The sequence below is a fragment of the Pseudomonas sp. 32_A genome (assembly GCF_017490905.1).
GTDB lineage: Bacteria > Pseudomonadota > Gammaproteobacteria > Pseudomonadales > Pseudomonadaceae > Aquipseudomonas > Aquipseudomonas inefficax.
In genome coordinates, this window is the sequence record NZ_JAFGYI010000008.1 from 42,209 (window position 1) to 67,101 (window position 24,893).

Here is a 24,893-nt window from a genome sequence, read left to right on the forward strand (position 1 = left end):
CCATGATCCGACTTGAAACCATCCTGACCCCCGGCCGTTCCCTCGTGAACGTGCCGGGCGGCAGCAAGAAGCGCGCCCTGGAAAAGGTCGCCACCGTCATCGCCGAACAAGTGCCCGAACTGGAGATGCAGGACGTCTTCGAAAAACTAGTCGCCCGGGAAAAACTCGGCTCGACCGGTTTCGGCAACGGCATCGCCATCCCGCACTGTCGGCTTGAAGGATGTTCCGCTCCGGTCAGCGCCCTGCTGCACCTGGAAGCGCCTATCGACTACGACGCCATCGATGGCGCGCCGGTGGACCTGCTGTTCGTCCTGCTGGTGCCAGAAGCCGCCACCGATGCCCATCTGGAACTGCTGCGCCAGATTGCCAGCATGCTCGATCGCAAGGAGGTCCGTGATCGCCTGCGTGCGGCCACCAGCAGCGAGGCCCTGTTCCAGGTTGTCCTGGACGTACAGAACGAGCACTGAACATGCGCCTGATCATCGTCAGCGGCCGGTCCGGCTCCGGCAAGAGCACCGCCCTCGATGTCCTGGAAGACAACGGTTTCTACTGCATTGACAACCTGCCCGCCGGGCTGCTGCCGCAGCTGGCGGAAAATGCGCTGATCAACACCGAATTACTGCAACCCAAGGTTGCCGTGTCGATCGACGCACGCAACCTGCCCAGCCACCTGACGCGTTTCCCCGAGTTGCTCGAAGAAGCCCGCGCCCGGCATATCCAGTGCGACGTGCTGTACCTGGATGCCGACGAAGATGTACTGCTCAAGCGCTTCTCGGAAACCCGCCGACGCCACCCGCTGACCAATGCCGACCGCTCGCTCGCGGAAGCGATTCGGGTGGAAAGCGAATTACTGGGGCCGATTGCAGACCTGGCCGACCTGAAGATCGACACCACCAGCCTGAACCTGTACCAGCTGCGTGATTCGATCAAGCTGCGCCTGCTCAACCAGCCCGAGCCTGGAACGGCGTTCCTGGTCGAGTCGTTCGGTTTCAAGCGTGGAATGCCGGTCGATGCCGACCTGGTGTTCGATGTGCGCTGCCTGCCCAACCCCTACTGGAAGCCCGAACTGCGTGAGCACTCCGGCCTTGAGCAACCGGTGATCGACTACCTGGCCGCACAGGCGGATGTCGAAGAGATGTTCAACGACATTTCCAGCTACCTGCTCAAGTGGCTGCCCCGCTTCGCCGCCAGCAACCGTGCCTACGTCACCATTGCCATTGGCTGCACCGGCGGCCACCACCGCTCGGTGTACATCACCGAGCGCCTTGGCCAGTTGCTGCAGCAATCCCTGAAAAACGTCCAGGTCCGCCACCGCGACCTCTAGCCCAAGGATCCGCCCCACGATGCCCGCCCGTGAAATCACCATCATCAACAAGCTGGGTCTGCATGCCCGGGCGGCAGCCAAGTTCGTCGGCGTTGCCGGCCGCTTCCCCTGCCAGGTCAGGGTTGGGCGTGCACCGGACAAACTGGTGGATGGCAAGAGCATCATGGCGGTGATGATGCTGGCAGCAGGCAAAGGTACCCAGGTGCACCTGTATACCGAAGGTGAGCAGGACGTTGAAGCCATGGATGCGCTGGTCGAGCTGATCAACAACTTCTTCGACGAAGGCGAATGAATTTCGCTGGCCCGCACGGTCCGTGTGGGAACAGCGTTTTTGCGCACAACGCCTGTGGGAGATTGCCCAGTCCTTTGGGCTGCGCTATCGCGTAGAGAACTGAATTCGCAAGCGGTACGCGTACCCTGTGGGAGCGGCTTTAGCCGCGAAGAATCCAACGCGGTGCATGGCACCGGCTAAGCCGGTGTTCGCGGCTAAAGCCGCCCCCACAGAGTCCCCGCTAGTTCAATGAGTTATGTGCCGCTCCCACAGCGAAGCCGGTGAACACCCCATCATCCGGCGCAAACCGATGCACAGCCCCAAGCTGGCCAGACCAGGTCCAACCAGGCGAAGCCGCGCGCCAATAGCAGCGCAGTGCCTGCCAGCAACAGCAAAGTCCCAAGCGCCAGGCGAAACAGGCGCACACGGCTGACAGACATCATCTGAGAGCGCATACCGGGTAGACTCACTTCAGGGTTTCGAGGTAGCGGCGCTCCACTTCCGCCCAGTCAATGACGTTATAGAAGGCACCGATGTATTCCGGACGACGGTTCTGGTACTTCAGGTAGTAGGCATGCTCCCACACGTCCAGGCCGAGGATTGGCGTGTTGCCATGCATCAGCGGGCTGTCCTGGTTGCCGCTGCTTTCCACCACCAGGGTTTTCTGCGGGCTCACGCTGAGCCAGGCCCAGCCACTGCCGAAGCGGGTCAACGCAGCCTTGGTGAAGGCCTCCTTGAAGGCAGCGAAGCCGCCCAGCTGGGCGTCGACGGCCTGCGCCAGAGCGCCCTGCGGCTCTCCCCCACCCTGCGGCGACATCACGGTCCAGAACAGGCTGTGGTTGGCGTGCCCACCGCCATGGTTGATCACTGCACCACGAAGGTTTTCCGGCAATTGCCCGACCGCGCCGAGCAGCTTTTCCACCGGCCATTCAGCCCATTCGGTGCCTTCGATGGCGGCGTTGAGGCCATTGACATAGGCCTGGTGGTGCCTGGAGTGGTGGATTTCCATGGTCTGCGCGTCGATGTGCGGTTCCAGCGCAGTGTAGGCGTAAGGCAGTGCAGGCAAGGTATGGGGCATATCAGTGAATTCCGTAGGCATGGGTTGGGCGATGACCAACGCGGCCATCGCTGGCGCTTGGGCCGTGACTCGGGGTCAGATACCACCGGCAGTGAGTTTTTCCGGGTCCAGCAGCGCTTCCAGCTGGTCACGCGACAGGTCGGTATGCTCCAGCGCCACATCGATGATCGGACGCCCCTGCTTGTAGGCGGTCTTGGCGATTTCGGCGGCCTTGAGGTAACCGATGATCGGGTTGAGCGCCGTGACCAGAATCGGGTTGCGGGCCAGGGCTTCCTTGAGCTTGCTTTCGTTGACCTTGAAGCTGGCGATGGCCTTGTCGGCGAGCAGGCGGCTGACGTTGGCCATCAGTTCGATGCTCTCCAGCAGGTTGCGGGCGATCACCGGCAGCATCACGTTCAGCTCGAAGTTGCCGGATTGGCCTGCGATGGCGATGGTGGCGTCATTGCCGATCACCTGGGCGGCGACCATGGCGGTGGCCTCCGGGATCACCGGGTTGACCTTGCCTGGCATGATCGAAGAGCCCGGCTGCAGACCTTGCAGTTCGATTTCGCCCAGCCCGGCCAGCGGGCCGGAGTTCATCCAGCGCAAGTCGTTGGCGATCTTCATCAGCGCCACGGCGGCAGTCTTGAGCTGGCCAGACAGGGCCACGGCGGTGTCCTGCGAGCCGATCAGGGCGAACAGGTTCTGCCCGGGGGTGAACTCGACCTGAGTCAGGCCGCTGAGCTGATGGGCGAAACCGGCAGCGAACCGTGGATGGGCGTTGATGCCGGTGCCCACGGCAGTGCCACCCTGGGCCAGCGCCTGCAAGCTCGGCAGGGTCGCTTCGATGTGTGCCTTGGCGCCACTGATCTGCGCCGCCCAGCCATCGAGCACCTGGCTCATGCGCACTGGCATGGCGTCCATCAGGTGGGTGCGACCAGTCTTCACGTACTGATGCACCTGTGCCGACTTGGCCTCTATCACCTGTACCAGGTGCGCCAGGGCAGGCAGCAGCTGCTCGTGCAGGGCCAGAGCGGCGCTGACATGAATGGTGGTCGGGATGATGTCGTTGCTGCTCTGGCCACAGTTGACGTGGTCGTTGGCGTTGACCGCCTCACCCAGCACGCGGCTGGCCAGCGTGGCGATCACCTCGTTGGCGTTCATGTTCGAGCTGGTACCGGAGCCGGTCTGGAACACATCCACCGGGAAATGCTGGATGAAGTCACCCGCCAGCAGTTGCTCGACTGCGGTTACGATGGCCTGCCCTTGCGCGCTCGACAGCTGCTCCAGTTCGACGTTGGCCTTGGCTGCGGCGGCCTTGGCCAGCAGCAGTGCGCGAATGAACTGGGCCGGCATGCGCTGGCCGCTGACCGGGAAGTTGTCGACCGCGCGCTGGGTCTGGGCACCGTACAGGGCCTGGGCCGGCACCTGCAGTTCGCCCATGCTGTCACGCTCGATACGGGTATCACTCATCATCAAATCCTTGCATCAGTTCATCGGGAGAGATCGACGGCAGCAGGCGGCAATTGGCCAACTGCAGGGCATAGGGCTGCCAACGCTGGTTTTGCGCCTCGCGGTCGAGGTTGCGCAGGTCCAGCAGTGGGCGCCAGGCCTGGTCCAGGCACAGGCAGCGCCAATGCCAGGGCAGCATGCGGTCGCAGGCGGTATCCAGCAGCAGGCGGAAGGAGGTCAGTGCCACCGTCCACGGCGAGGTCTCGGTGCAGCACACCAGATAGCGGCCTTCAGCCAGGTAATGCTCGATCAGACGCGGCTCGTCGGGCTCGAGCGCACAGCGGATGCGGCGGCTGAGCCAGCGCCAGTTTTCCAGGTAGGGCAGTTCGCGGAGGACGGGTTTCATGAACATCATCGCCGGGTTACTGGATAATGATATTCATTATTAAGTGATAAACATAATCACTTCAAGAGGGAGATGATGAAACAAAAAACCCGGCGCGGGGGCCGGGTCTTTTTTGTTGCATTGAGAAATCTCTACTGCCTGCACCGGCCTCTTCGCGGGTGAACCCGCTCCCACAGGGACGGCGCCGTACTTGATGACTGCGCATTACTTGTGGGAGCGGGTTCACCCGCGAATAGGCCGGTACAGGCTAAAGATCAGCTGCCAGCAACGGTCATCCGCTCGATCAGCACCGAACCGGTGTGAATGTTGCTGCGTGTCTCAAGATCGCAGCCAATCGCGACAATCTGCTGGAACATGTCTTTCATGTTCCCGGCAATGGTCACTTCCTGCACCGCGTGCTGGATCTCGCCATTCTCGACCCAGAACCCTGCCGCGCCGCGGGAATAATCCCCCGTCACCATGTTCAGGCCATGTCCCATCAACTCGGTCACCAGCAGTCCGCGCCCCATGCGCCGGATCAGCGCCGCCTGGTCCTCGACCCCATGGCTGACGAACAGGTTGTGCACGCCACCGGCGTTGGCGGTGCTTGGCAAACCCAGCTTGCGCCCGGAATAGGTACCCAACAGGTACGACACCAGCTCGCCCTTGTCGACGAACGGCTTGGCATAGGTAGCCAGGCCGTCGCCATCGAATGCGGCACTGCCCAGTGCCCGCGGAATATGCGGGCGCTCGTCGAGGGTCAGCCAGGCAGGGAACAGCCGCTGGCCAATGGTCCCCTCCAGGAACGAGGATTTGCGGTACAGGTTGCCGCCGGAGATGGCCGACAGGAAGCTGCCGAACAGGCCACCGGCCAACTCGGCCGAGAACAACACTGGCACCTCGCACGTCGGCACCGGCCGCGCACCCAGGCGGCTGGCGGCACGCTGGGCAGCGCGCACGCCGATGCTACGCGGGTCTGCCAGCAGGTTGCCCTGGCGGTTCACGTCGTACCAGTAGTCACGCTGCATCTGCCCGTCGCCTTCGGCGATCATCACGCAGCTCAGGCTGTGCCGGGTTGAGGCGTAGCCACCGATGAAACCATGACTGTTGCCATACACGCGACAGCCCTGGTGGGTATTGAGGGTGGTGCCGTCGGCGTTGAGGATGCGCGGGTCAGCGTCGAACGCCGCCGCCTCGCAGGCCAGGGCCATCTCGATGGCCTTCTCCGGCTCGAGGTCCCAGTCGTGGTACAGGTCCAGGTCCGGGATCTCGCGGGCCATCAGCGCTGCGTCGGCCAGGCCGGAACATTCGTCCTCGGAGGTATGCCTGGCAATCGCCAAGGCGGCGGTGACGGTTTCGCGGATCGCTTCCGGGCCACTGGCCGAGGTGCTGGCCGAGCCTTTGCGCTGGCCCACATAGAGGGTGATGCCAAAGCCCTGGTCGCGGTTGAACTCGACCGTTTCGACCTCACGCTGGCGTACCGTGGTGGACAGGCCCTGCTCCAGCGACACCGCCACTTCGCAGGCACTGGCCCCCTGGCGGCGCGCCTCGGCGATGATCGCCTCGACCTGCTCCTGCAATGCTGGCAGGTCTTTCGGACCTACGCTCTGGACTGCACTCATGGTTCTCTCCACTCAAATTCTGCGTTCGGCGAGGGTCATTCTACGACCGGGCCGGACAAGCGGCCCCCGACTGGTTATCATGGCGGCGATTTCTAGCGGACTGCCACCATGGTTGATTCAAACGACGACGCCTTCGACGGCGAAAAAAGCAAAACCCAGATCAAGCGCGAGCTGCATGCGCTGGTCGAACTCGGCGAGCGCCTAACCACGCTCAAGGCCGATACCCTGGCCCGCCTGCCGTTGACCGACGAGCTGCGCAAGGCCCTGGCCGAAGCCAGCAAGCACACCGCTCACGGTGCCCGCAAACGCCACATGTCGTTTGTCGGCAAGCTGATGCGCGTGCAGGACCTGGATGCCATCCAAGCCCTGCTCGAACAGATGGACAGCTCGACTCGCCAGTACAACGAGCGCTTCCACAGCCTGGAGCGCTGGCGCGACCGGCTGATCGACGGTAACGACGAAGACCTCGAGCGCTTCGTCAATGAGTACCCCGACACCGATCGCCAGCAGCTGCGCTCGCTGGTACGCCATGCCCAGCACGAGAAGGCGCGGAACAAGCCGCCTGCCGCCGCGCGCAAAGTGTTCAAGTACATCCGCGACCTCGACGAACTGCAGCGCGGGTTACGCTGATCACCCTGGGGCCGCTTTGCGACCCAATCGCGACACAAGGCCGCTCCCACAGTAAGTGCACAGCCATTTCTGCATGGCGCAATCCCTGTGGGAGCGGCCTTGCGTCGCGAAAGGACCGCAAAGCGGTCCCAGATGGCCGTCACGCCCCTGTACCGCCCACGGTAATCGCATCCAGCTTCAAGGTCGGCTGGCCGACCCCCACCGGCACCGACTGCCCGTCCTTGCCGCAAGTCCCTACCCCGCTGTCCAGCGCCAGGTCGTTACCGACCATCGACACCCGGCTCATCGCCTCCGGACCGTTGCCGATCAGGGTTGCCCCTTTCACCGGCGCGGTAATCTTGCCGTCTTCGATCAGGTAGGCCTCACTGGTCGAGAACACGAACTTGCCGCTGGTGATGTCCACCTGGCCACCGCCGAGGTTGGCGCAGTAGATGCCCTTCTTCACCGAAGCGATGATTTCCTGCGGGTCGCTTTCACCCGCACGCATGTAAGTGTTGGTCATGCGGGGCATCGGCAGGTGCGCGTAGGATTCGCGCCGGCCATTGCCGGTCACCGCCATGCCCATCAGGCGTGCGTTCAGCTTGTCCTGCATGTAGCCCTTGAGCACTCCGTTCTCGATCAGCGTGGTGCACTCGGTCGGGGTGCCTTCGTCATCCACGCTCAGCGAGCCTCGGCGGCCTTCGAGGGTGCCGTCGTCGACGATGGTGCACAGGCTCGACGCCACTTTCTCACCAATGCGGCCGCTGAACGCCGAACTGCCCTTGCGGTTGAAGTCACCTTCCAGGCCATGGCCGACAGCCTCGTGCAGCAGCACGCCCGACCAGCCCGAACCCAACACCACAGGCAGGGTACCAGCCGGAGCCGGGATCGCCTCCAGGTTCACCAGGGCCTGGCGCAGCGCTTCGCGGGCATAGCCCATGACCCGCTCTTCGGTGAAGAAGCGGTAGTCGGTACGCCCGCCACCGCCCTGCCCGCCCCGCTCGCGACGGCCATTCTGCTCGACGATGACGCTGACGTTGAAGCGCACCAGCGGACGCACGTCGGCGGCCAGGCTGCCATCGGCCGCAGCGATCAGGATGCGCTCCCAGACCCCGGCCATGCTCACACTGACCTGCTGGATACGCGGGTCCAGGGCGCGGGTGGCGGCGTCGACGCGCTTGAGCAGCTCGACCTTCTCGGCACGGCTGAGCACATCCAGCGGGTTGTCCGCCGGATAAAGGGCGGCCACATCCTGGCTGCGGAAGGCCTGCACCTTGCCGTTCTGGCCGGCACGCGAGATCGAACGGGCGGCACGGGCGGCCGAGGTCAGCGCTTCGAGGTTGATCGCGTTGCTGTAGGCAAAGCCGGTCTTTTCACCGGACTGGGCACGCACGCCCACGCCCTGGTCGAGGTTGAAACTGCCCTCTTTGACGATGCCGTCTTCCAGCGCCCAGGTTTCCGAGATCTGCCCCTGGAAATACAGGTCGGCGGCGTCGATGCCGGGGCCGGCCAACTCACCCAGCACGCTCTGCAGGCTGTCCAGGGTCAAGCCGCCTGGGGCCAGGAGCTGCTCGCTGACGGTGGATAACATCTGGCTCATAGTCACTCCGAGGTGTGCGCAGGCCGCAACGCGCCCTGCGAGAAAAAGCGCCGGTGCGATACCACCGGCATGCGCGCCCGGATGGACGCTTGTTCGTCAATGTCGCGCTCGGCGAGCAGTACCGCTCCACCTTGCGCCTGTTCCGCGACGATGCGCCCCCAGGGGTCGACGATCGCCGCATGGCCATGGGTTTCCCGTGGCCCCGGGTGAGTCCCGCCTTGCGCCGCAGCCAGCAGGTAGCACTGGGTCTCGATGGCCCGGGCGCGTACCAGCACTTCCCAGTGCGCCGCGCCCGTTACCGCAGTGAAGGCGGCCGGTGCAGTGATCAGTTCCGCGCCGGCGGCACGCAGTGCGCTGTACAGCTCGGGGAAGCGCAGGTCGTAGCACACGCTCAGCCCCAGCCGCCCCACCGGCGTATCAGCCACCACCACCTGGGCGCCGTGGGCGTAGTCATCGGACTCGCGGTAGCGGCCACGGTTGTCGGCAACGTCCACATCGAACAGGTGCAGCTTGTCATAGCGTGCCGCCACCTCACCGTGTTCGTCGATCAACAGCGAGCAGGCATGGGCCTTGGCTTCGGGCTGGCCGACCGGTGGCAATGGCAAGGTACCGGCGACAATCCATAACTTGAGGTCGCGGGCGGTGCGTTTCAACCATGGCAGGATCGGCCCTTCGCCCAACGCTTCGGCGCGGCCGATGGCAGCGGCGTCCTTGCGGCCCATGGCGGCGAAGTTTTCCGGCAGCACGGCCAGCCGCGCACCGCCAAGCGCGGCCTGCTCCAGCAGGGCACCGGCACGCTGCAGGTTGGCCAGCACATCGTCCTGGCTGACCATCTGGATTACAGCTGCCTTCATGGGCACTCCTAGCGGGATTTCTCGAAAGGTTTCACAAATGTGATTCTAGGCTCTTTCACCGGACCTTCGACACGGTAGTGCACGCTGGCGAAGCGCGACACACGGTCCCCGATCAGCCGGTCGACCAGGAACAGCGCCCCGCCCACCGCCGGCGCGCCGACAATCAGGGCCGCCAGCGGCAGGTTGTTGGTCACCGGCAGGCTTACCTGCAGGTTGGCATCGACCCGGTCGCTTACCAGGTCCAGAGTACCGTCCAGCTCGAAGTTGCTCGACGGGCCAGTCACGGCGATTGGCTCGCGGGTCACGTAGACTCCGTTACTGGCCACCAGCAAGCCTTTGACCCGGTCGTAGGCCAGGCCTTTGTCGAACAGGTCGGAAAAGTCCAGGCGCAAGCGCCGGCCGATGGAGTTGAAGTTGAGCAGGCCGAACACCCGTAGCGCTTGGGCACTGCCTTCGACCTCGACGAACTGGCCAGTGCGCAGCGCTGCATCCATGCTGCCGGAGAACCGCTTGAGGCTCACCGACGCTGGCGAACCCGGCCAGCGTCCATCCACATCCAGACGGAAGTCGCGGCTGGTTGCGGTAGGGGCAAAGCCCCAGGCCTTGAGCACGTCCGCCAGGTTCTTGCCGTCCAGGCGCCCTTTGTACCAGCTGCTGGTGCGGCCCGGCTCACCTTCCCAGCCGCCACCACCATCAATACGCAGGCCTTTGAAGTCAAGGTCGATATCACTGGCGGTCACGCCACGCGCGGTCGGCCGCAGCTTGAGCGATGCACTGCCGTAAAGGTCGTCCCCGCGATAGAGCTTGTCGATGCTCAAGTCCAGCGCCGGCACCTTGCGCGGGTCGAACGAAGCCAGCGGGTCCGGACCCTCCTCGGCCTGCTTTTCCTCGGCGCTGGCGGCGGGCAGGCGCAAGGTCTGCATGCGCACCACCATTGGCGCGCCCTTGGCATCCGGCACCCGGGCGTTGCCGATGACTTCCTTGCTGTCGAGGCGCAAGTCCCAGGCGGGGCCACCACGGGCCAGGCGCACCACAGCCTGGTTCAGGTCCAGGCCAAAAGCTTTCAGCTGGCCGATGCTCAGGTCTACGCCTTGCAGGTTCTGCCGCGCGCTACCGCCCGGGTCGCCGCCGGCCAGGCGCGCTGCCTGTTCCTGCCAGGGCGCCAGGTCCAGCGTCTCGAGGTGCCCACGCACTCGCAGCCCCTGGCCGGCAGGTACCTGGGCGTCGCCGGTGCCCAGCAGCAACTCGCCGCGGCCCTGGCCCAGCTTGTCGGCCGGTGCCGCGTAGGCAAAGCGGGCAAGGTCGCTGTAGGCGACATCGAAGCGCCGCTCCGGCCCCTGCAGGGTCATGCTGAAACGGGTGTCACGGGTATCACCCGCTGCCTTGCCGAAGGGCGCCGGCAAGTCGATGGCCAGGCCCTTGAGGCTGGAATCGACACGCAGGCGGTTGTCCCGGCTACCCAAGCTGACCTGCAACTGGTACGGCAAGTCGCCGGAAGCCGGCAAGGCCTGCTTGAACTGCAGCCAGTCGGTCAGAGCCTTGAGTGACACCTGGCCGCTGGCGTTGACGCGGGTCTGCATCTGCCCGGGCTGGCCTTCGGCGGTGATTTGCGCCGTAACCGGCTTGCCGAACGCTTGCAGGCTGATGCCCTTGCCGCTCAGGCCCTTGTCCAGATCGAAACTGAAGTCACCCTTCAGGCGGCTCAACTCCAGGCTCGGCGGCGCCACCTTCAGCCGCGCATCGTCGGTGGCGAAGTCCACCTGCACCTTCGGCCGCTGCCCGCGGGCCAGCGGAATGTCGAGCTTGACCTTGCCCTTGAGCGGCCCCTCGCCCTCCCACCCGGCAAAGATCTCGCCAGTGCCGATTGGCGCTTCCTTGAGGATCTTCAGGCCATCGCCCAGGCTGCCGTCGAAGTCGCCATCGAGGTACAGGTGGCTTTGCTGGCCCTCGTCGACATGCGGGATATCGACGCTCACATCGCTGACCTTGGTGTCGAGCAGTACGCCACGCTGGGCCTTGATGCGCACGCCGCTGTCCTCGATGAACACATCGCCATCCACGTGCTGCACCTGCGGCCAGCCCGGCTGGAAGTCCAGGGCGGCATCACGCACCTTGAAGAACAGGCTGATGCTGCGGGCTTCCGGCGCAACGCCATGGTTCAGCGAGCCTTGGTACTGGAAGTAGCCTTCGTCCACCGTGCCTTTGACGATCGCACTGCGCAGCCATTCGTCGAGGGCGGGGCTGAGCACCTCGGGCAGGTACTTGGCGGTGTAACGGCCGTCGCCTTCGGTCAGGCCGACGCGCAGGTCCATGTAGTCCTCGCGGCCCTCTTCGAACAGCAGGCGAATGAGGAAGTCACCGGCGATCTTGCCTTCCTCGCCCAGTACCTTGAGGTATGGCGCGACCAAGGTAAAACCTTCCTTGTCCAAGGCCCAGGTCAGGCGCGCATTGGCCTTCTGGTAGTGCCAGGGTTTGGCGAAGATCGGGTACAGATGCAGCATGAACGCATCGGTATCGAGGCGCAGTTCGCCATGGCCAAGGTCACCGCTGATGCTGCCGCTGACGTTACCGGCTGCCGGAGCATTGTGATAGGCATCGAAACCGACCTTCTCCAGGTTGGCTTCGAACTGCAGGCGCTGGTCACCCTCGGCCTTGGGCCGGGCTTCCAGGCGCACATTGCGCAGCGCGCCGGTCACGTTCAGGCCATCGACCACGGCCATGACCTTGTCCGGCAGCGGCGCCAGGGCATCGATCAGCGGTGTCAACGGGGTGAGGTCCAGGCGGTCGGCCTGCACTTGCCAGCTTTCCGCAGCGGCATCCTCGCCGGGGCGCTGCTGCAATTGCAGATGCGACTCCCAACGGGTCTTGCCGATATCCATGGCCAGGGAATCGACCACCACATCGAAGCCTTGCTCCTGGCGCTGGAACCAGGCGCCCAGGGCCAGGTTGTTCAGCTTGGCCGCCTTGCGCCCGGCATAGGCACCGTGCAGCTCCGGTGCATTGAGGCGTACAACGGCCTGCTGCAACTGCCCCTTGCTCCAGTCGACCCAGAACTCGCCTCCCGCCCGCAGGGCGTCGGCATGCCACTGGCCCAGCAGGCGTGGCGGTAGCCAACGCGCCCAGTCACTCTGTGGCAGGCTCAGGTAGGCTTCGACCTGGCCGTCGCGCCAGGCGTTGGCCGACGCACGACTGCGCAGGTTCAGCGACAGGGGTTGGCCATCGGGCAGGGTCGCGCGCAGGTCCAGGGCATGGCGCGAAGTTCCGGCTTGCAGGCCGACGCTCACATAGGTCAGGGTCAACGGGTCACGCTGCCAGGGGTGCAGGGTGACCTGGCTGTCGAACACATCGATGCGGCCCAACTGGCGCAGGCGCTGCAACAACTCGGCAGGGTCGAGCGCCGCATCGTCCTTCTTCGGCAGGCCTTCGAGGCTCCAGGCGCCCTGCTCGTTCTCGCGCAGGATCAGTTGCAAGCCGCCCAACTGAATACGCGCCAGGCGTACTTCGCGGGCGGTGAGGCTGGCCCAGACATCTGGTACCACCTTGACGTCGTCCAGGCGCAGGGCCGTGGCCCCCTCGCCCAGTTGCAGGTCGCGCACCCGCAGCACCGGTGCCAGGCCGCTCCAGCGGCCTTCCAGGGCCCCCACGTGCACGGGCAGGCCCAAAGCCTGCTCGGCCTTGCTCTCCACATCGGCGCGATACTCGGCCACCAACGGCACCAGTTCGCGGCCGAGGCTGACATACAGCGCCACCAGTACCGCCAGCAGGGCGCAAGCACCCAACCCCCAGCGGGTCAAGGCGACAAGAACGCGGGTCAGACGCCCCATGGCCATGGCCCTCCAGGTCGTTTATCCATGATGGCCCGTCGTCCCGGTTTTTCCAGCCCGGGCCACCCGCGGCGCATTTCAGAAGGCCTCAGAGCAGCACCACATCGTATTGTTCCTGCGAATACATCGACTCCACCTGGAAACGAATGGTTCGGCCGATGAAAGCCTCCAGCTCCGCAACGTTACCGGACTCTTCATCCAGCAGCCGGTCGACCACCTTCTGGTTGGCCAGCACGCGGTAGCCCTCGGCCTGATAGGCACGGGCCTCGCGCAGGATTTCGCGGAAGATTTCGTAACAGATGGTCTCGGGGGTTTTCAGCTTGCCACGCCCCTGACAGGCCAGGCAGGGTTCGCACAGCACCTGCTCCAGGCTTTCCCGCGTGCGCTTGCGGGTCATCTGCACCAGGCCCAGCTCGGTGATGCCGATGATGTTGGTCTTGGCGTGATCACGCTCCAGCTGCTTTTCCAGGGTGCGCAACACCTGGCGCTGGTGCTCTTCGTCTTCCATGTCGATGAAGTCGATGATGATGATGCCGCCAATGTTGCGCAGGCGCAGTTGCCGGGCGATGGCGGTGGCGGCCTCGAGGTTGGTCTTGAAGATGGTCTCTTCAAGGTTGCGATGACCGACGAAGGCGCCGGTGTTCACATCGATGGTGGTCATCGCTTCAGCCGGATCCACCACCAGGTAGCCACCGGACTTGAGCGGCACCTTGCGCTCCAGCGCGCGCTGGATCTCGTCCTCGACGCCGTACAGGTCGAAGATCGGCCGTTCGCCCGGGTAATGTTCGAGGCGGTCGGCGATTTCCGGCATCAGCTCGCCAACGAACTGCGTGGTCTTCTGAAAGGTTTCCCGCGAGTCGATACGGATCTTCTCGATCTTCGGGTTGACCAGGTCGCGCAGGGTGCGCAGGGCCAGGCCCAGGTCCTCGTAGATGACCGTCGGCGCGCCGCAGGTCTTGATCTGGGTGCCGATCTGCTCCCACAGGCGGCGCAGGTAGCGAATGTCCTGCAGGATCTCTTCAGCGCGTGCGCCTTCGGCGGCGGTACGCAGGATGAAGCCACCGGCGTCCTTGATGTTCTCGCTTTCCATGCAGCCGCTGACCACCTGCTTTAGGCGCTCGCGTTCGGCTTCGTCTTCGATCTTCAGGGAAATGCCGACATGACTGCTGCGCGGCATGTACACCAGGTAGCGCGACGGGATCGACAGCTGGGTGGTCAGGCGCGCGCCCTTGGTGCCGATCGGGTCCTTGGTCACCTGCACAACCAAGGCTTGCCCCTCATGCACCAGCGCGGTGATGTTCTCTACCGCCGAGCCTTCGCGCTGGGATATTTCCGAGGCATGGATGAACGCCGCGCGCTCCAGGCCGATGTCGACGAAGGCCGCCTGCATGCCCGGCAGCACGCGTACCACCTTGCCTTTGTAGATATTGCCGACGATGCCCCGGCGCTGGGTGCGCTCGACGTGCACTTCCTGCAGCACCCCGTTTTCCACCACCGCCACGCGCGACTCCATCGGGGTGATGTTGATCAGGATCTCTTCACTCATGGCAGGCTCTCGTCAAAGGTATTCGGTAATGATGGATCGCGGTCGGGTAGCTGGCTAGCGCGGTGCTGATACCTCGTGTTGCTGCCAGCATGGAATGGAAAACGCCTCCAGCAAGCGGGCGGTTTCGAACAGTGGAAGGCCGACAACGGTTGAATAACTGCCAATCAGCTCCCTGACGAAAACCGCACCCAAGCCCTGGATTGCATAGCCTCCAGCCTTGTCCAGCGGTTCGCCGGTAGCCCAGTAGCGCTCAGCCTCCTGTGGGCTGATAGCGCGAAAATACACATGGGTGCCGACGCACACGTCGAGACAGCGCGTGCCATCGGTCACGGCCACTGCAGTGATCACTTGATGATGGTCATCGGACAGTTCGGCGAGCATGGCCAGGGCATGTTCCCGATCACGGGGTTTGCCGAGAATCTGGCAGCGTGCCGATACCACGGTATCCGCAGCCAATACCACGCCAGGGCCACGCAATCGGGCAAAGCCTGCCTCGGCCTTGGCACGTGCCAGACGCACGGCGTAGGCCGAAACACCTTCATCGGGCAGCGGGGTTTCATCGATGGGGGCACTGATGACGGTGAACGGCACACCGATCTGGGTCAGCAGTTCACGTCGACGGGGCGAGCCGGAAGCCAGGTATAGCGGGTTCATGCAGACATCTCCCTGTCAGTCGCGGCGGCGCCGTCAGTTGATATGCAAGCGTCGACGCAGGTCGCGCAGGGCGAAACTGATCCACGGCCAGAGCAAGGCACTGATCACCGCCGACCAGACCAGCGCCAGGGTGGGCAGGCGGTTGCCGGTGAGCGCGCTGAGCCACAACTGGATCAGCTGGGCGATGCCGAAGATTACCAGGATCACCAGGCTCTGCTGCCACATGGGGAACATGCGCAGGCGCTGTTGCAGAGACAACACCAGGAAGGTGATGAGAGTCAGGATCAACGCGTTCTGCCCCAGCAGGGTGCCATACAGCACATCCTCGGCCAGGCCCAGCACGAACGCTGTAGTCATGCCGACCTTGTGCGGAACGGCGAGGGTCCAGAACGACACCAGCAAGGCCAGCCACATGGGCCGGAACACTTCCATGAACTGCGGCATGGGCGAGACGCTGAGCAGCAGGCCGATGGCGAAAGTCAGCCAGATGACCCAGCCGTTGTTGCGGCGTGATGCAGCCATCATTGCCTCCGGGTTTGGGCGGGTGCGGCAGGCGCTGCAGCCGGCGTGGCAGGTGCGGCTACCGGAACTGCAGGCTGCGCAGCCGGGGTTGCCGGGGACGCTGGTGTGGCAGGCGCGCTACCGGCAGGCGCACCCTGCTCGTCTGTCGTGGCCGGCTGGCCTGGGGCCGAAGTGCCCTTGCGGTCAGCTTCTTCCTGGGCCATGCCGGCCTCGGTGGCGCGCTGCTCCGGGGTACGCCGGTCACTGAACACCAGCAGCATGTAGCGGCTACGGTTGAGCGCGGCGGTGGGGATGGCACGAACAATGGCGAACGGCTGGCCGGAATCGTGGATCACCTCGTTGACCGTGGCCACCGGGTAACCGGCCGGGAACCGTTGCCCCATGCCGGAACTGACCAGCAGGTCGCCTTCCTTGATGTCGGCAGTATCGGCCACATGGCGCAGCTCCAGTCGCTCCGGGTTGCCGGTGCCGCTGGCGATGGCGCGCAGGCCGTTGCGGTTGACCTGCACCGGGATACTATGGGTGGTATCGGTCAGCAACAGTACCCGCGAAGTGTACGGCATCAGCTCGACCACCTGGCCCATCAGGCCACGGGCATCGAGCACCGGCTGGCCAAGGAATACGCCATCACGCTCGCCCTTGTTGATCAGGATGCGGTGGGTAAAAGGGTTGGGGTCGACACCGATCAGCTCGGCCACTTCGACCTTTTCGTTGACCAGCGCCGAGGAGTTGAGCAACTCGCGCAGGCGCACGTTCTGCTCGGTCAGGGCCGCCAGCTTCTGCAGGCGCCCCTGCAGCAGCAGGGCTTCGGTCTTGAGCTTTTCGTTTTCGGCGATCAGTTCCGTGCGGCTGCCGAACTGGCCGGCCACACCTTGCCACGCACGCTGCGGCAGGTCGGTGATCCAGTACGACTCCATCAGCACCAGGCCCATCTGGCTGCGCACTGGCTTGAGCACGTCGAAGCGCGCGTCGACAACCATCAACGCGACCGACATCACCACCAGGACGAGCAGGCGAACGCCCAGCGAAGGGCCCTTGGAGAAAAGCGGTTTAATGGGCCGTTCCTCGTGAACGACTCAGGAGGTCATTGGACATGGGACAACGCACCAGCCTGGTTGCGGGTTGACGGATAAGGCGCCCGGAACGGGCGCCAGCCCAGCACATACAGGTAGCACTGTGTGTGCTACCTGTAAACCGGGCGCTCGTGACAGCGAGCGGGATCACTCGCTGGAGAGCAGGTCCATCGCGTGCTTGTCCATCATCTCCAGGGCGCGACCACCGCCACGGGCGACGCAGGTCAGCGGGTCTTCGGCGACGATCACCGGCAGGCCGGTTTCCTGCGCCAGCAGCTTGTCCAGGTCACGCAGCAGCGCGCCACCACCGGTCAGCACCAGGCCACGCTCGGCGATGTCCGAGGCCAGCTCGGGCGGCGATTGCTCCAGGGCACTCTTGACCGCCTGGACGATGGTCGCCAGGGATTCCTGCAGCGCTTCGAGCACTTCGTTGGAGTTCAGGGTGAAGGCACGCGGTACGCCCTCGGCCAGGTTGCGGCCGCGCACATCGACTTCGCGTACTTCGCCGCCCGGGTAGGCGGTACCGATTTCCTGCTTGATGCGCTCGGCGGTGGACTCGCCGATCAGGCTGCCGTAGTTGCGGCGCACGTAGGTGACGATGGCTTCGTCGAAGCGGTCGCCGCCAACGCGGACGGATTCGGCATAGACCACGCCGTTCAGGGAGATGAGCGCGATTTCAGTGGTACCACCACCGATATCGACAACCATCGAACCGCGGGCTTCCTCGACCGGCAGGCCGGCACCGATGGCGGCGGCCATCGGTTCTTCGATCAGGAACACTTCACGGGCACCGGCACCCAGGGCCGACTCGCGGATGGCGCGGCGCTCTACCTGGGTCGATTTGCACGGCACGCAGATCAGCACGCGCGGGCTCGGCTGCAGGAAGCTGTTCTCGTGAACCTTGTTGATAAAATATTGCAACATTTTTTCGCAGACGCTGAAGTCGGCGATGACGCCGTCCTTCATCGGACGAATGGCAGCAATGTTGCCAGGCGTACGGCCCAGCATGCGCTTGGCTTCGGTACCGACGGCGACGACGCTTTTCTGGTTGCCATGGGTACGGATGGCAACAACCGAGGGCTCATTCAGGACGATACCGCGCTCACGCACGTAAATAAGGGTGTTGGCAGTACCCAGGTCGATGGACAGATCGCTGGAAAACATGCCACGCAGTTTCTTGAACATGGGAAAGTGACCCTGGGGAAAGCGTGGGTAAAAAAGTGCGGCAAACTCTAACAATGGCAGGGATTTTGGGCAAGGAGCCAATATGTTAAATTGGCTGTTTTTCCGAGCAAGCCAGCAGAATTTCGCGGCCGTTAGACCGCCAGAAAGCTGACATGTTCCTCACTGCGGACCCAAATTCCGGTCTTTGTTTCCCCTGGAGATCCCCATGGCGCTTGAACGCTGCGACGTGGAAAAGATCGCCCATCTGGCCCGTCTGGGCCTGAATGATGGCGAACTGCCACGCATTACTGACGCACTGAACAGCATTCTCGGGCTGGTCGACCAGATGCAAGCGGTCGACACTACCGGCATCGAGCCACTGGCCCACCCCCTGGAGGCCAGCCAGCGTCTGCGTCCCGACCAGGTCACCGAGAGCAACCAGCGCGATACCTACCAGGCTATCGCGCCGTCGACCGAAAGCGGTCTGTACCTGGTTCCCAAAGTCATCGAGTAAGGGATAGAGCCTGCCATGCATCAATTGACCCTGGCCGAGATCGCCCGCGGACTCGCCGACAAGTCGTTTTCCTCCGAAGAGCTGACCGGCGCCCTGCTGGCGCGCATCAAGCAGCTCGACCCGCAGATCAACAGCTTCATCAGCGTCACCGAAGACCTGGCCCTGGGCCAGGCGCGTGCCGCCGACGCCCGTCGCGCCGCTGGCGAAACCGGCGCGCTGCTGGGTGCCCCGGTCGCCCACAAGGACCTGTTCTGCACCAACGGCGTACGCACCAGCTGCGGCTCGAAGATGCTCGACAACTTCAAGGCGCCATATGACGCCACCGTGGTCGCCAAGCTGGCCGAAGCCGGCATGGTTACCCTGGGCAAGACCAACATGGACGAATTCGCCATGGGTTCGGCCAACGAATCCAGCCACTACGGCGCGGTGAAGAACCCATGGAACCTCGAGCATGTTCCGGGCGGCTCGTCGGGTGGTTCGGCCGCGGCAGTGGCTGCGCGCCTGCTGCCAGCCACCACCGGCACCGACACCGGCGGTTCGATCCGCCAACCGGCGGCACTGACCAACCTTACCGGCCTCAAGCCAACCTATGGCCGGGTGTCGCGCTGGGGCATGATCGCCTATGCCTCCAGCCTCGATCAGGGTGGCCCGCTGGCCCGTACTGCCGAAGACTGCGCCCTGCTGCTGCAAGGCATGGCCGGTTTCGACGCCAAGGACTCCACCAGCATCGAAGAGCCGGTGCCGGACTACAGCGCCAGCCTGAATGCTTCGCTGCAGGGCCTGCGCATCGGCCTGCCGAAGGAATACTTCGGTGCCGGCCTCGACCCACGCATCGCCGACCTGGTTCAGGCCAGCGTCAAGGAGCTGGAAAAGCTCGGTGCGGTGGTCAAGGAAATCAGCCTGCCGAACATGCAGCACGCCATCCCGGCCTACTACGTGATCGCCCCCGCTGAAGCCTCGTCCAACCTGTCGCGCTTCGACGGCGTGCGTTTCGGCTACCGCTGCGAAAACCCGAAAGACCTCACCGACCTGTACAAGCGTTCGCGTGGCGAAGGCTTCGGTGTCGAAGTGCAACGGCGCATAATGGTCGGCACCTACGCCCTGTCGGCCGGCTACTACGACGCCTACTACGTCAAGGCGCAGCAGATCCGCCGCCTGATCAAGAACGACTTCATGGCCGCCTTCAACGACGTCGACCTGATCCTCGGCCCGACCACGCCAAACCCGGCCTGGAAGCTCGGCGCCAAGAGCAGCGACCCGGTCGCCGCCTACCTCGAAGACGTCTACACCATCACCGCCAACCTGGCGGGCCTGCCGGGCCTGTCGATGCCGGCAGGCTTCGTCGATGGCCTGCCGGTCGGCGTGCAGCTGCTGGCGCCATACTTCCAGGAAGGCCGCCTGCTCAACGTCGCGCACCGCTACCAGCAAGTGACCGACTGGCACACCCGCGCCCCCAACGGCTTCTGAGGAATTCACACATGCAATGGGAAGTTGTGATCGGGCTGGAAATCCACACTCAGCTCGCCACCCAGTCGAAGATCTTCTCCGGCAGCGCCACCACATTCGGTTCCGAGCCGAACACCCAGGCCAGCCTGGTTGACCTGGGCATGCCCGGCGTACTGCCGGTACTGAACCAGGAAGCCGTGCGCATGGCGTGCATGTTCGGCCTGGCCATCGATGCCGAGATCGGCAAGCGCAACGTGTTCGCGCGCAAGAACTACTTCTATCCGGACCTGCCCAAGGGCTACCAGATCAGCCAGATGGACCTGCCGATCGTCGGCAAGGGCCACCTGGACATCGCCCTGGAAGACGGCACCATCAAGCGCATCGGGGTAACCCGCGCGCACCTGGAAGAAGACGCCGGCAAGAGCCTGCACGAAGACTTCAGCGGCTCCACCGGCATCGACCTGAACCGTGCCGGCACCCCGCTGCTGGAAATCGTCTCCGAGCCTGACATGCGCAGCGCCAAGGAAGCCGTGGCCTACGTCAAGGCGATCCACGCGCTGGTGCGTTACCTGGGCATCTGCGACGGCAACATGGCCGAAGGCTCGCTGCGTTGCGACTGCAACGTGTCGATCCGCCCGAAAGGCCAGGCCGAGTTCGGTACCCGCTGCGAGATCAAGAACGTCAACTCGTTCCGCTTCATCGAGCGCGCGATCAACAGCGAGATCCAGCGCCAGATCGACCTGATCGAGGACGGCGGCAAGGTGGTACAGGAAACCCGCCTGTACGACCCGAACAAGGATGAGACCCGCTCCATGCGCAGCAAGGAGGAAGCCAACGACTACCGTTACTTCCCAGACCCCGACCTGCTGCCGGTGGTGATCGAGGAAAGCTTCCTCGAAACCGTCCGCGCCGGCTTGCCGGAACTGCCGACGCAGAAGGTCGAGCGCTTCCAGAACCAGTACGGCCTGTCGGCCTACGACGCCAACGTGCTGGCTTCCAGCCGCGAACAGGCGGACTACTTCGAGGAAGTGGTAAAGATCGGTGGCGATGCCAAGCTGGCTGCCAACTGGGTCATGGTCGAACTGGGCAGCCTGCTGAACAAGCTGGGCATCGAGATCGATCAGGCGCCAGTCAGCGCCGCACAGCTGGGCGGCATGCTGCTGCGTATCCGCGACAACACCATCAGCGGCAAGATCGCCAAGACCGTGTTCGAGGCCATGGCCGCCGGTGAAGGCGATGCCGACAGCATCATCGAAAGCAAGGGCCTGAAGCAGGTCACCGATACCGGTGCGATCGACAAGATGCTCGACGAAGTGCTGGCGGCCAACGCCGAACAGGTCGAACAGTACCGCGCAGCCGACGAGGCCAAGCGCGGCAAGATGTTCGGCTTCTTCGTCGGCCAGGCGATGAAAGCCTCCAAAGGCAAGGCCAACCCGGGGCAAGTGAACCAATTGCTCAAGGCCAAGCTCGAAGGGTGATTGTTTTATCCCTGTAGTCCTGCGAGGGCTTCGCCCTCGTTCGCGGCTGAAGCCGCTCCCACAGGTACAGCGCTGCTCTCGAAGCGGTGGTGTACCTGTGGGAGCGGCTTTAGCCGCGAATGGGCCATATCGGAGCATCTGAGTTGCTAAAGCGATCCCTGAGCACCCTCGCCCTCTTCACCCTGCTGGCCGGCTGCGCCAGCCAGGACATCGACGTCGACCCCGACGGCTACGACAAGACCGGCACTGCTTCCTATTACGGCGCTCGCCACCACGGTAAACGCACCGCCAGCGGCGAACCGTTCAACCAGCATGGCCTCACCGCCGCACACCGCAGCCTGCCTTTCGGCACCCGGGTACGAGTGACCAACCTGGCCAACCAACGCAGCGTCGTGGTGCGCATCAACGACCGTGGCCCCCATACCCGCGGCCGTCTGATCGATCTTTCACGTGCCGCCGCAGAAAAAATCGGCATGATCCGTAGCGGAACCGCGCGCGTGCGATTACAAGGGCTTAGCGACTGACGCGACAGGAGTCCGACCATTTTCGACCTGGCTACCCTTCCCACCTTCAGCCTTCTGCAACTGGGCATCGCGCTGCTGTTGCTGATCGGCGGTGCCGAACTGCTGGTGCGCGCATCCCTGCGCCTGGCCCAGCGCCTGCATGTACGCCCGCTGATCATCGGCCTGAGCCTGGTGGCCTTCGGCAGCACTGCCCCGCAAATGACCGTGAGCCTTCAGGCCGCCTACCAGGGCGCGCCAGATGTGGCGGTGGGCAGCGTGATCGGCAGCAACATCTTCAACGTACTGGTCATTCTCGGCCTGGCCGCACTGATAATCCCGCTGCGCGTGTCGCGGCAACTGGTGCGCCTGGACATTCCCCTGATGATCGTCGCCAGCGGCCTGGTCTATGCGTTATCCGCCAACGGCCACCTGGGCCGGCTCGAAGGAGGGCTACTGCTGATCGGCCTGGTCGGCTACCTGGCAATGCTTTGGCACCAGTCGCGCCACTACGCCCGCACCTACCCCGCACCGACCACCGTCACCAGCAGTACCGGGCGCTTCTGGTCGGGTACGCTGCTGCAGGTGCTGGCCGGCCTGGGTCTGCTGAGCCTGGCAGGCCACTTGTTGCTGGAGGCCGCCGTGGAGGTGGCCACCGACCTGGGGCTGTCCGAGCGCATCATCGGCCTGACTGTCGTTGCCATCTGCACTTCTCTGCCGGAACTGGCCGCTGCGCTGATCGCCGCCCTGCGCGGTGAACGGGAAATCGCCGTGGGCACAGTGATCGGCAGCAACCTGTTCAACCTGCTGGCCGTACTGGGCCTGACTGCACTGGTCACGCCCGAGCCGCTTTCGATCTCACCCAATGCCTTGGCCTTCGACCTGCCGGTAATGCTGGGTGTTGCTGTGCTGAGCCTGCCGGTGTTCTATTCCGGTTACCGCATCACCCGCGCCGAAGGCCTGGTGTTCCTCTGCCTGTACCTGGCTTATGGGCTGCATGTAGCCGCGTTTACCATGGGCATGCCACTGGCCGGCCGCCTGGAGCGGTTGATGCTGTTCTATGTATTGCCGGTGCTTGCCATGGTGTTGCTGTACACCACCGCACGAGCCTGGCGCCGCCAACACTAAGGAAAACAACATGGCTGATAGCAAGAAAACCGGCGAACAGATTCGGCGCCAGGTGATGGGCGATGCGTTCGTCGACTGCGCCTTGGGCAATGCCACCGACTTCACCCAGCCACTGCAGGATTTTGTCAACGAACATGCCTGGGGCAGTGTGTGGGCCCGCGACGGGCTGCCATTGAAAACCCGCAGCCTGATTACCCTGGCGACACTGACAGCGCTCAAGTGCCCGCAGGAGCTGAAGGGGCATGTGCGCGGGGCGTTGAACAATGGCTGTACGGTGGAGGAGATTCGCGAAGCGCTACTGCATTGCGCGGTGTATGCGGGGGTGCCGGCGGCGATCGATGCGTTCCGTGCGGCACAGGAAGTGATCGACAGTTACAAATAGGTTTTTCAGTACCGGCCTCTTCGCGGGTAAACCCGCTCCCACAGGTACTGCACAGGTTTCAGGGCCTGTGGGGTACCTGTGGGAGCGGGTTTACCCGCGAAGAGGCCAGTACTGTGTTACCTACCTTGCCTGGCGAGCCTTCTTCATCTTGAAGGCCACCCACAGCAGCAGGATCCACCCAGGGATCAGCATCACCGAGATGCGAATCGGCGGGGTCAGGTACATCACCACCAGGATCAGCACGATGAACGCCAGGCACAGGTAGTTGGTGACCGGGTGCCCCCAGCTCTTGTAGAACGGGGTAATCCCGGCCGCCAGCTTGGCCTTGCGGAACTTCAGGTGGGTAATACTGATGCTCGCCCAGTTGATCACCAGCGCCGACACCGCCAGGGCCATCAGCAAGCCAAAGGCCTCGCCCGGCATCAGGTAGTTGATCACCACGCACAGCCCGGTAGCGAAAGCCGACACACCCAGCGCGGTCAGCGGTACGCCGCTACGGCTTACCTTCAGCAACTGACGCGGTGCGTCGCCCTGGCTGGCCAGGCCGAACAGCATGCGGCTGTTGGCGTACACGCAGCTGTTGTACACCGATAGCGCAGCCGTCAGCACCACGATATTGAGGATGGTCGCCACCAGGTCACTGTCCAGTTCGTGGAAGATCATCACGAACGGGCTGCCACCCTGCACCACCTTCTGCCATGGGTACAACGACAGCAGCACCGCCAGGGCACCGATGTAGAAGATGAGGATGCGGTACACCACCTGGTTGGTGGCCTTGGGGATGCTCTGACGCGGGTTGTCGGCCTCGGCGGCGGTGATGCCCACCAGTTCCAGGCCACCAAACGAGAACATGATCACTGCCAGCGCCATCACCAGGCCGGTGACGCCGTTGGGGAAGAAGCCGCCGTACTGCCAGAGGTTGGCCACGCTGGCATCCGGGCCGCCATGGCCGCTGCTCAGCAGCCAGGCGCCGAAGCCGATCATGCTGACGATGGCCACCACCTTGACCAGGGCGAACCAGAACTCCATCTCGCCGTATACCTTCACCTGGGTCAGGTTGATCAGGTTGATCACCACGAAGAAGATCGCCGCCGTCGCCCAGGTGGGGAAGCCTGGCCACCAGTACTGAACGTAGATACCCACCGCTGTCAGCTCGGCCATGCCGACCAGTACATACACCACCCAATAGTTCCAGCCCGAGACGAAGCCGGCGAACTCGCTCCAGTACTGGTGGGCGAAGTGGCTGAAGCTGCCGGCCACCGGCTCTTCAACCACCATTTCACCGAGCTGGCGCATGATCAGGAAGGCCATGAGGCCGGCAATGGCGTAGCCCAGCAGGACGGAGGGGCCGGCCAGCTGGATGGTCTGGGCGATACCCAGGAACAACCCGGTACCGATGGCCCCGCCCAACGCGATCAGCTGGATATGGCGATTCTTCAGCCCGCGCTGTAACCGCTCGGGCGTGCTCTGGTCTTGCATGAAGTGTCC

23 protein-coding genes are annotated in these 24,893 nt (G+C 64.1%); 10 read left to right on the plus strand and 13 right to left on the minus strand.

Translation table 11 applies throughout. From position 1 onward, the window contains the following. The first annotated feature begins 2 nt into the window (after positions 1-2). From ptsN to J5M58_RS07145, 3 genes are read left to right on the plus strand one after another with little or no spacing between them, the layout of a single operon-like run. A complete protein-coding gene (gene ptsN, locus J5M58_RS07135; protein WP_015269060.1) occupies positions 3-467 on the plus strand; it encodes a PTS IIA-like nitrogen regulatory protein PtsN in 465 nt (154 codons plus the stop codon). 2 nt (positions 468-469) lie between these two features. Continuing rightward, the gene (gene rapZ, locus J5M58_RS07140; protein ID WP_112250778.1) at positions 470-1,324 is read left to right on the plus strand and encodes an RNase adapter RapZ; all 855 of its coding nucleotides are present in this window, start codon (positions 470-472) and stop codon (positions 1,322-1,324) included. Between the two features lie 19 nt (positions 1,325-1,343). After that, the gene (locus J5M58_RS07145; RefSeq protein WP_112250776.1) at positions 1,344-1,616 is read left to right on the plus strand and encodes an HPr family phosphocarrier protein; all 273 of its coding nucleotides are present in this window, start codon (positions 1,344-1,346) and stop codon (positions 1,614-1,616) included. Between the two features lie 445 nt (positions 1,617-2,061). Here J5M58_RS07145 and J5M58_RS07150 read toward each other — a convergent pair whose 3' ends face one another. From J5M58_RS07150 to pmbA, 4 genes are all read right to left on the minus strand, one after another. Then, a complete protein-coding gene (locus J5M58_RS07150) occupies positions 2,062-2,673 on the minus strand; it encodes a superoxide dismutase (protein WP_112251137.1) in 612 nt (203 codons plus the stop codon). 75 nt (positions 2,674-2,748) lie between these two features. Continuing rightward, a complete protein-coding gene (locus J5M58_RS07155; RefSeq protein ID WP_112250774.1) occupies positions 2,749-4,125 on the minus strand; it encodes a lyase family protein in 1,377 nt (458 codons plus the stop codon). After that, a complete protein-coding gene (locus J5M58_RS07160) occupies positions 4,118-4,519 on the minus strand; it encodes a hypothetical protein (protein ID WP_025337819.1) in 402 nt (133 codons plus the stop codon). Before J5M58_RS07160 ends, J5M58_RS07155 begins: the two co-directional genes overlap by 8 nt. Positions 4,520-4,764: 245 nt before the next feature. Beyond that, positions 4,765-6,111, minus strand: a complete 1,347-nt coding sequence (gene pmbA, locus J5M58_RS07165) for a metalloprotease PmbA (RefSeq protein ID WP_207877685.1) — start codon at positions 6,109-6,111, stop codon at positions 4,765-4,767. Between the two features lie 108 nt (positions 6,112-6,219). Between pmbA and yjgA the strand changes: the two genes are divergently transcribed. Further along, positions 6,220-6,741, plus strand: coding sequence for a ribosome biogenesis factor YjgA (gene yjgA / locus J5M58_RS07170; protein WP_085623972.1), 522 nt, complete (start codon positions 6,220-6,222; stop codon positions 6,739-6,741). Between the two features lie 139 nt (positions 6,742-6,880). Here yjgA and tldD read toward each other — a convergent pair whose 3' ends face one another. From tldD to mreB, 8 genes are all read right to left on the minus strand, one after another. Then, on the minus strand, positions 6,881-8,320 hold the full coding sequence (gene tldD / locus J5M58_RS07175) for a metalloprotease TldD (RefSeq protein ID WP_112250770.1): 1,440 nt from the start codon (positions 8,318-8,320) through the stop codon (positions 6,881-6,883). Positions 8,321-8,322: 2 nt separating this feature from the next. After that, entirely contained in the window at positions 8,323-9,174 is an 852-nt protein-coding gene (locus J5M58_RS07180; protein ID WP_207877687.1) for a carbon-nitrogen hydrolase family protein, read from the minus strand. Positions 9,175-9,182: 8 nt separating this feature from the next. Further along, on the minus strand, positions 9,183-13,004 hold the full coding sequence (locus J5M58_RS07185; RefSeq protein ID WP_207877689.1) for a YhdP family protein: 3,822 nt from the start codon (positions 13,002-13,004) through the stop codon (positions 9,183-9,185). An 82-nt stretch (positions 13,005-13,086) separates the two neighbouring features. Then, the gene (gene rng / locus J5M58_RS07190) at positions 13,087-14,544 is read right to left on the minus strand and encodes a ribonuclease G (RefSeq protein WP_112250764.1); all 1,458 of its coding nucleotides are present in this window, start codon (positions 14,542-14,544) and stop codon (positions 13,087-13,089) included. A 54-nt stretch (positions 14,545-14,598) separates the two neighbouring features. Next, positions 14,599-15,198, minus strand: a complete 600-nt coding sequence (locus J5M58_RS07195; protein ID WP_112250762.1) for a nucleoside triphosphate pyrophosphatase — start codon at positions 15,196-15,198, stop codon at positions 14,599-14,601. A 33-nt stretch (positions 15,199-15,231) separates the two neighbouring features. Beyond that, the gene (mreD, locus tag J5M58_RS07200; protein WP_207877691.1) at positions 15,232-15,720 is read right to left on the minus strand and encodes a rod shape-determining protein MreD; all 489 of its coding nucleotides are present in this window, start codon (positions 15,718-15,720) and stop codon (positions 15,232-15,234) included. Continuing rightward, the gene (mreC, locus tag J5M58_RS07205; RefSeq protein ID WP_207877736.1) at positions 15,720-16,775 is read right to left on the minus strand and encodes a rod shape-determining protein MreC; all 1,056 of its coding nucleotides are present in this window, start codon (positions 16,773-16,775) and stop codon (positions 15,720-15,722) included. The genes mreD and mreC overlap by 1 nt, the downstream gene beginning before the upstream one ends. 165 nt (positions 16,776-16,940) lie before the next feature. Then, positions 16,941-17,978 carry a rod shape-determining protein MreB gene (mreB, locus tag J5M58_RS07210; RefSeq protein ID WP_003255163.1) on the minus strand — a complete coding sequence of 346 codons (1,038 nt, stop codon included), beginning with the start codon at positions 17,976-17,978 and terminating at the stop codon, positions 16,941-16,943. A gap of 205 nt (positions 17,979-18,183) precedes the next feature. On the opposite strand from mreB, the gene gatC reads away from it, so the two are divergent. The 6 genes from gatC (at position 18,184) to J5M58_RS07240 (ending at position 23,405) form a co-directional block, all read left to right on the plus strand. Beyond that, on the plus strand, positions 18,184-18,471 hold the full coding sequence (gatC, locus tag J5M58_RS07215; protein WP_056795914.1) for an Asp-tRNA(Asn)/Glu-tRNA(Gln) amidotransferase subunit GatC: 288 nt from the start codon (positions 18,184-18,186) through the stop codon (positions 18,469-18,471). 15 nt (positions 18,472-18,486) lie between these two features. Continuing rightward, the gene (gatA, locus tag J5M58_RS07220) at positions 18,487-19,938 is read left to right on the plus strand and encodes an Asp-tRNA(Asn)/Glu-tRNA(Gln) amidotransferase subunit GatA (protein WP_112250758.1); all 1,452 of its coding nucleotides are present in this window, start codon (positions 18,487-18,489) and stop codon (positions 19,936-19,938) included. A gap of 11 nt (positions 19,939-19,949) precedes the next feature. Continuing rightward, the gene (gene gatB, locus J5M58_RS07225; protein ID WP_207877692.1) at positions 19,950-21,395 is read left to right on the plus strand and encodes an Asp-tRNA(Asn)/Glu-tRNA(Gln) amidotransferase subunit GatB; all 1,446 of its coding nucleotides are present in this window, start codon (positions 19,950-19,952) and stop codon (positions 21,393-21,395) included. Positions 21,396-21,538: 143 nt separating this feature from the next. Further along, entirely contained in the window at positions 21,539-21,919 is a 381-nt protein-coding gene (locus tag J5M58_RS07230) for a septal ring lytic transglycosylase RlpA family protein (RefSeq protein ID WP_207877694.1), read from the plus strand. Positions 21,920-21,979: 60 nt separating this feature from the next. Further along, positions 21,980-23,023, plus strand: coding sequence for a calcium/sodium antiporter (locus tag J5M58_RS07235; RefSeq protein WP_112250753.1), 1,044 nt, complete (start codon positions 21,980-21,982; stop codon positions 23,021-23,023). Positions 23,024-23,033: 10 nt separating this feature from the next. Next, positions 23,034-23,405, plus strand: coding sequence for a carboxymuconolactone decarboxylase family protein (locus tag J5M58_RS07240; protein WP_207877696.1), 372 nt, complete (start codon positions 23,034-23,036; stop codon positions 23,403-23,405). 120 nt (positions 23,406-23,525) lie between these two features. On the opposite strand, the gene J5M58_RS07245 is transcribed toward J5M58_RS07240, so the two are convergent. After that, the gene (locus tag J5M58_RS07245; RefSeq protein ID WP_112250749.1) at positions 23,526-24,884 is read right to left on the minus strand and encodes an amino acid permease; all 1,359 of its coding nucleotides are present in this window, start codon (positions 24,882-24,884) and stop codon (positions 23,526-23,528) included. Positions 24,885-24,893: the final 9 nt, after the last annotated feature.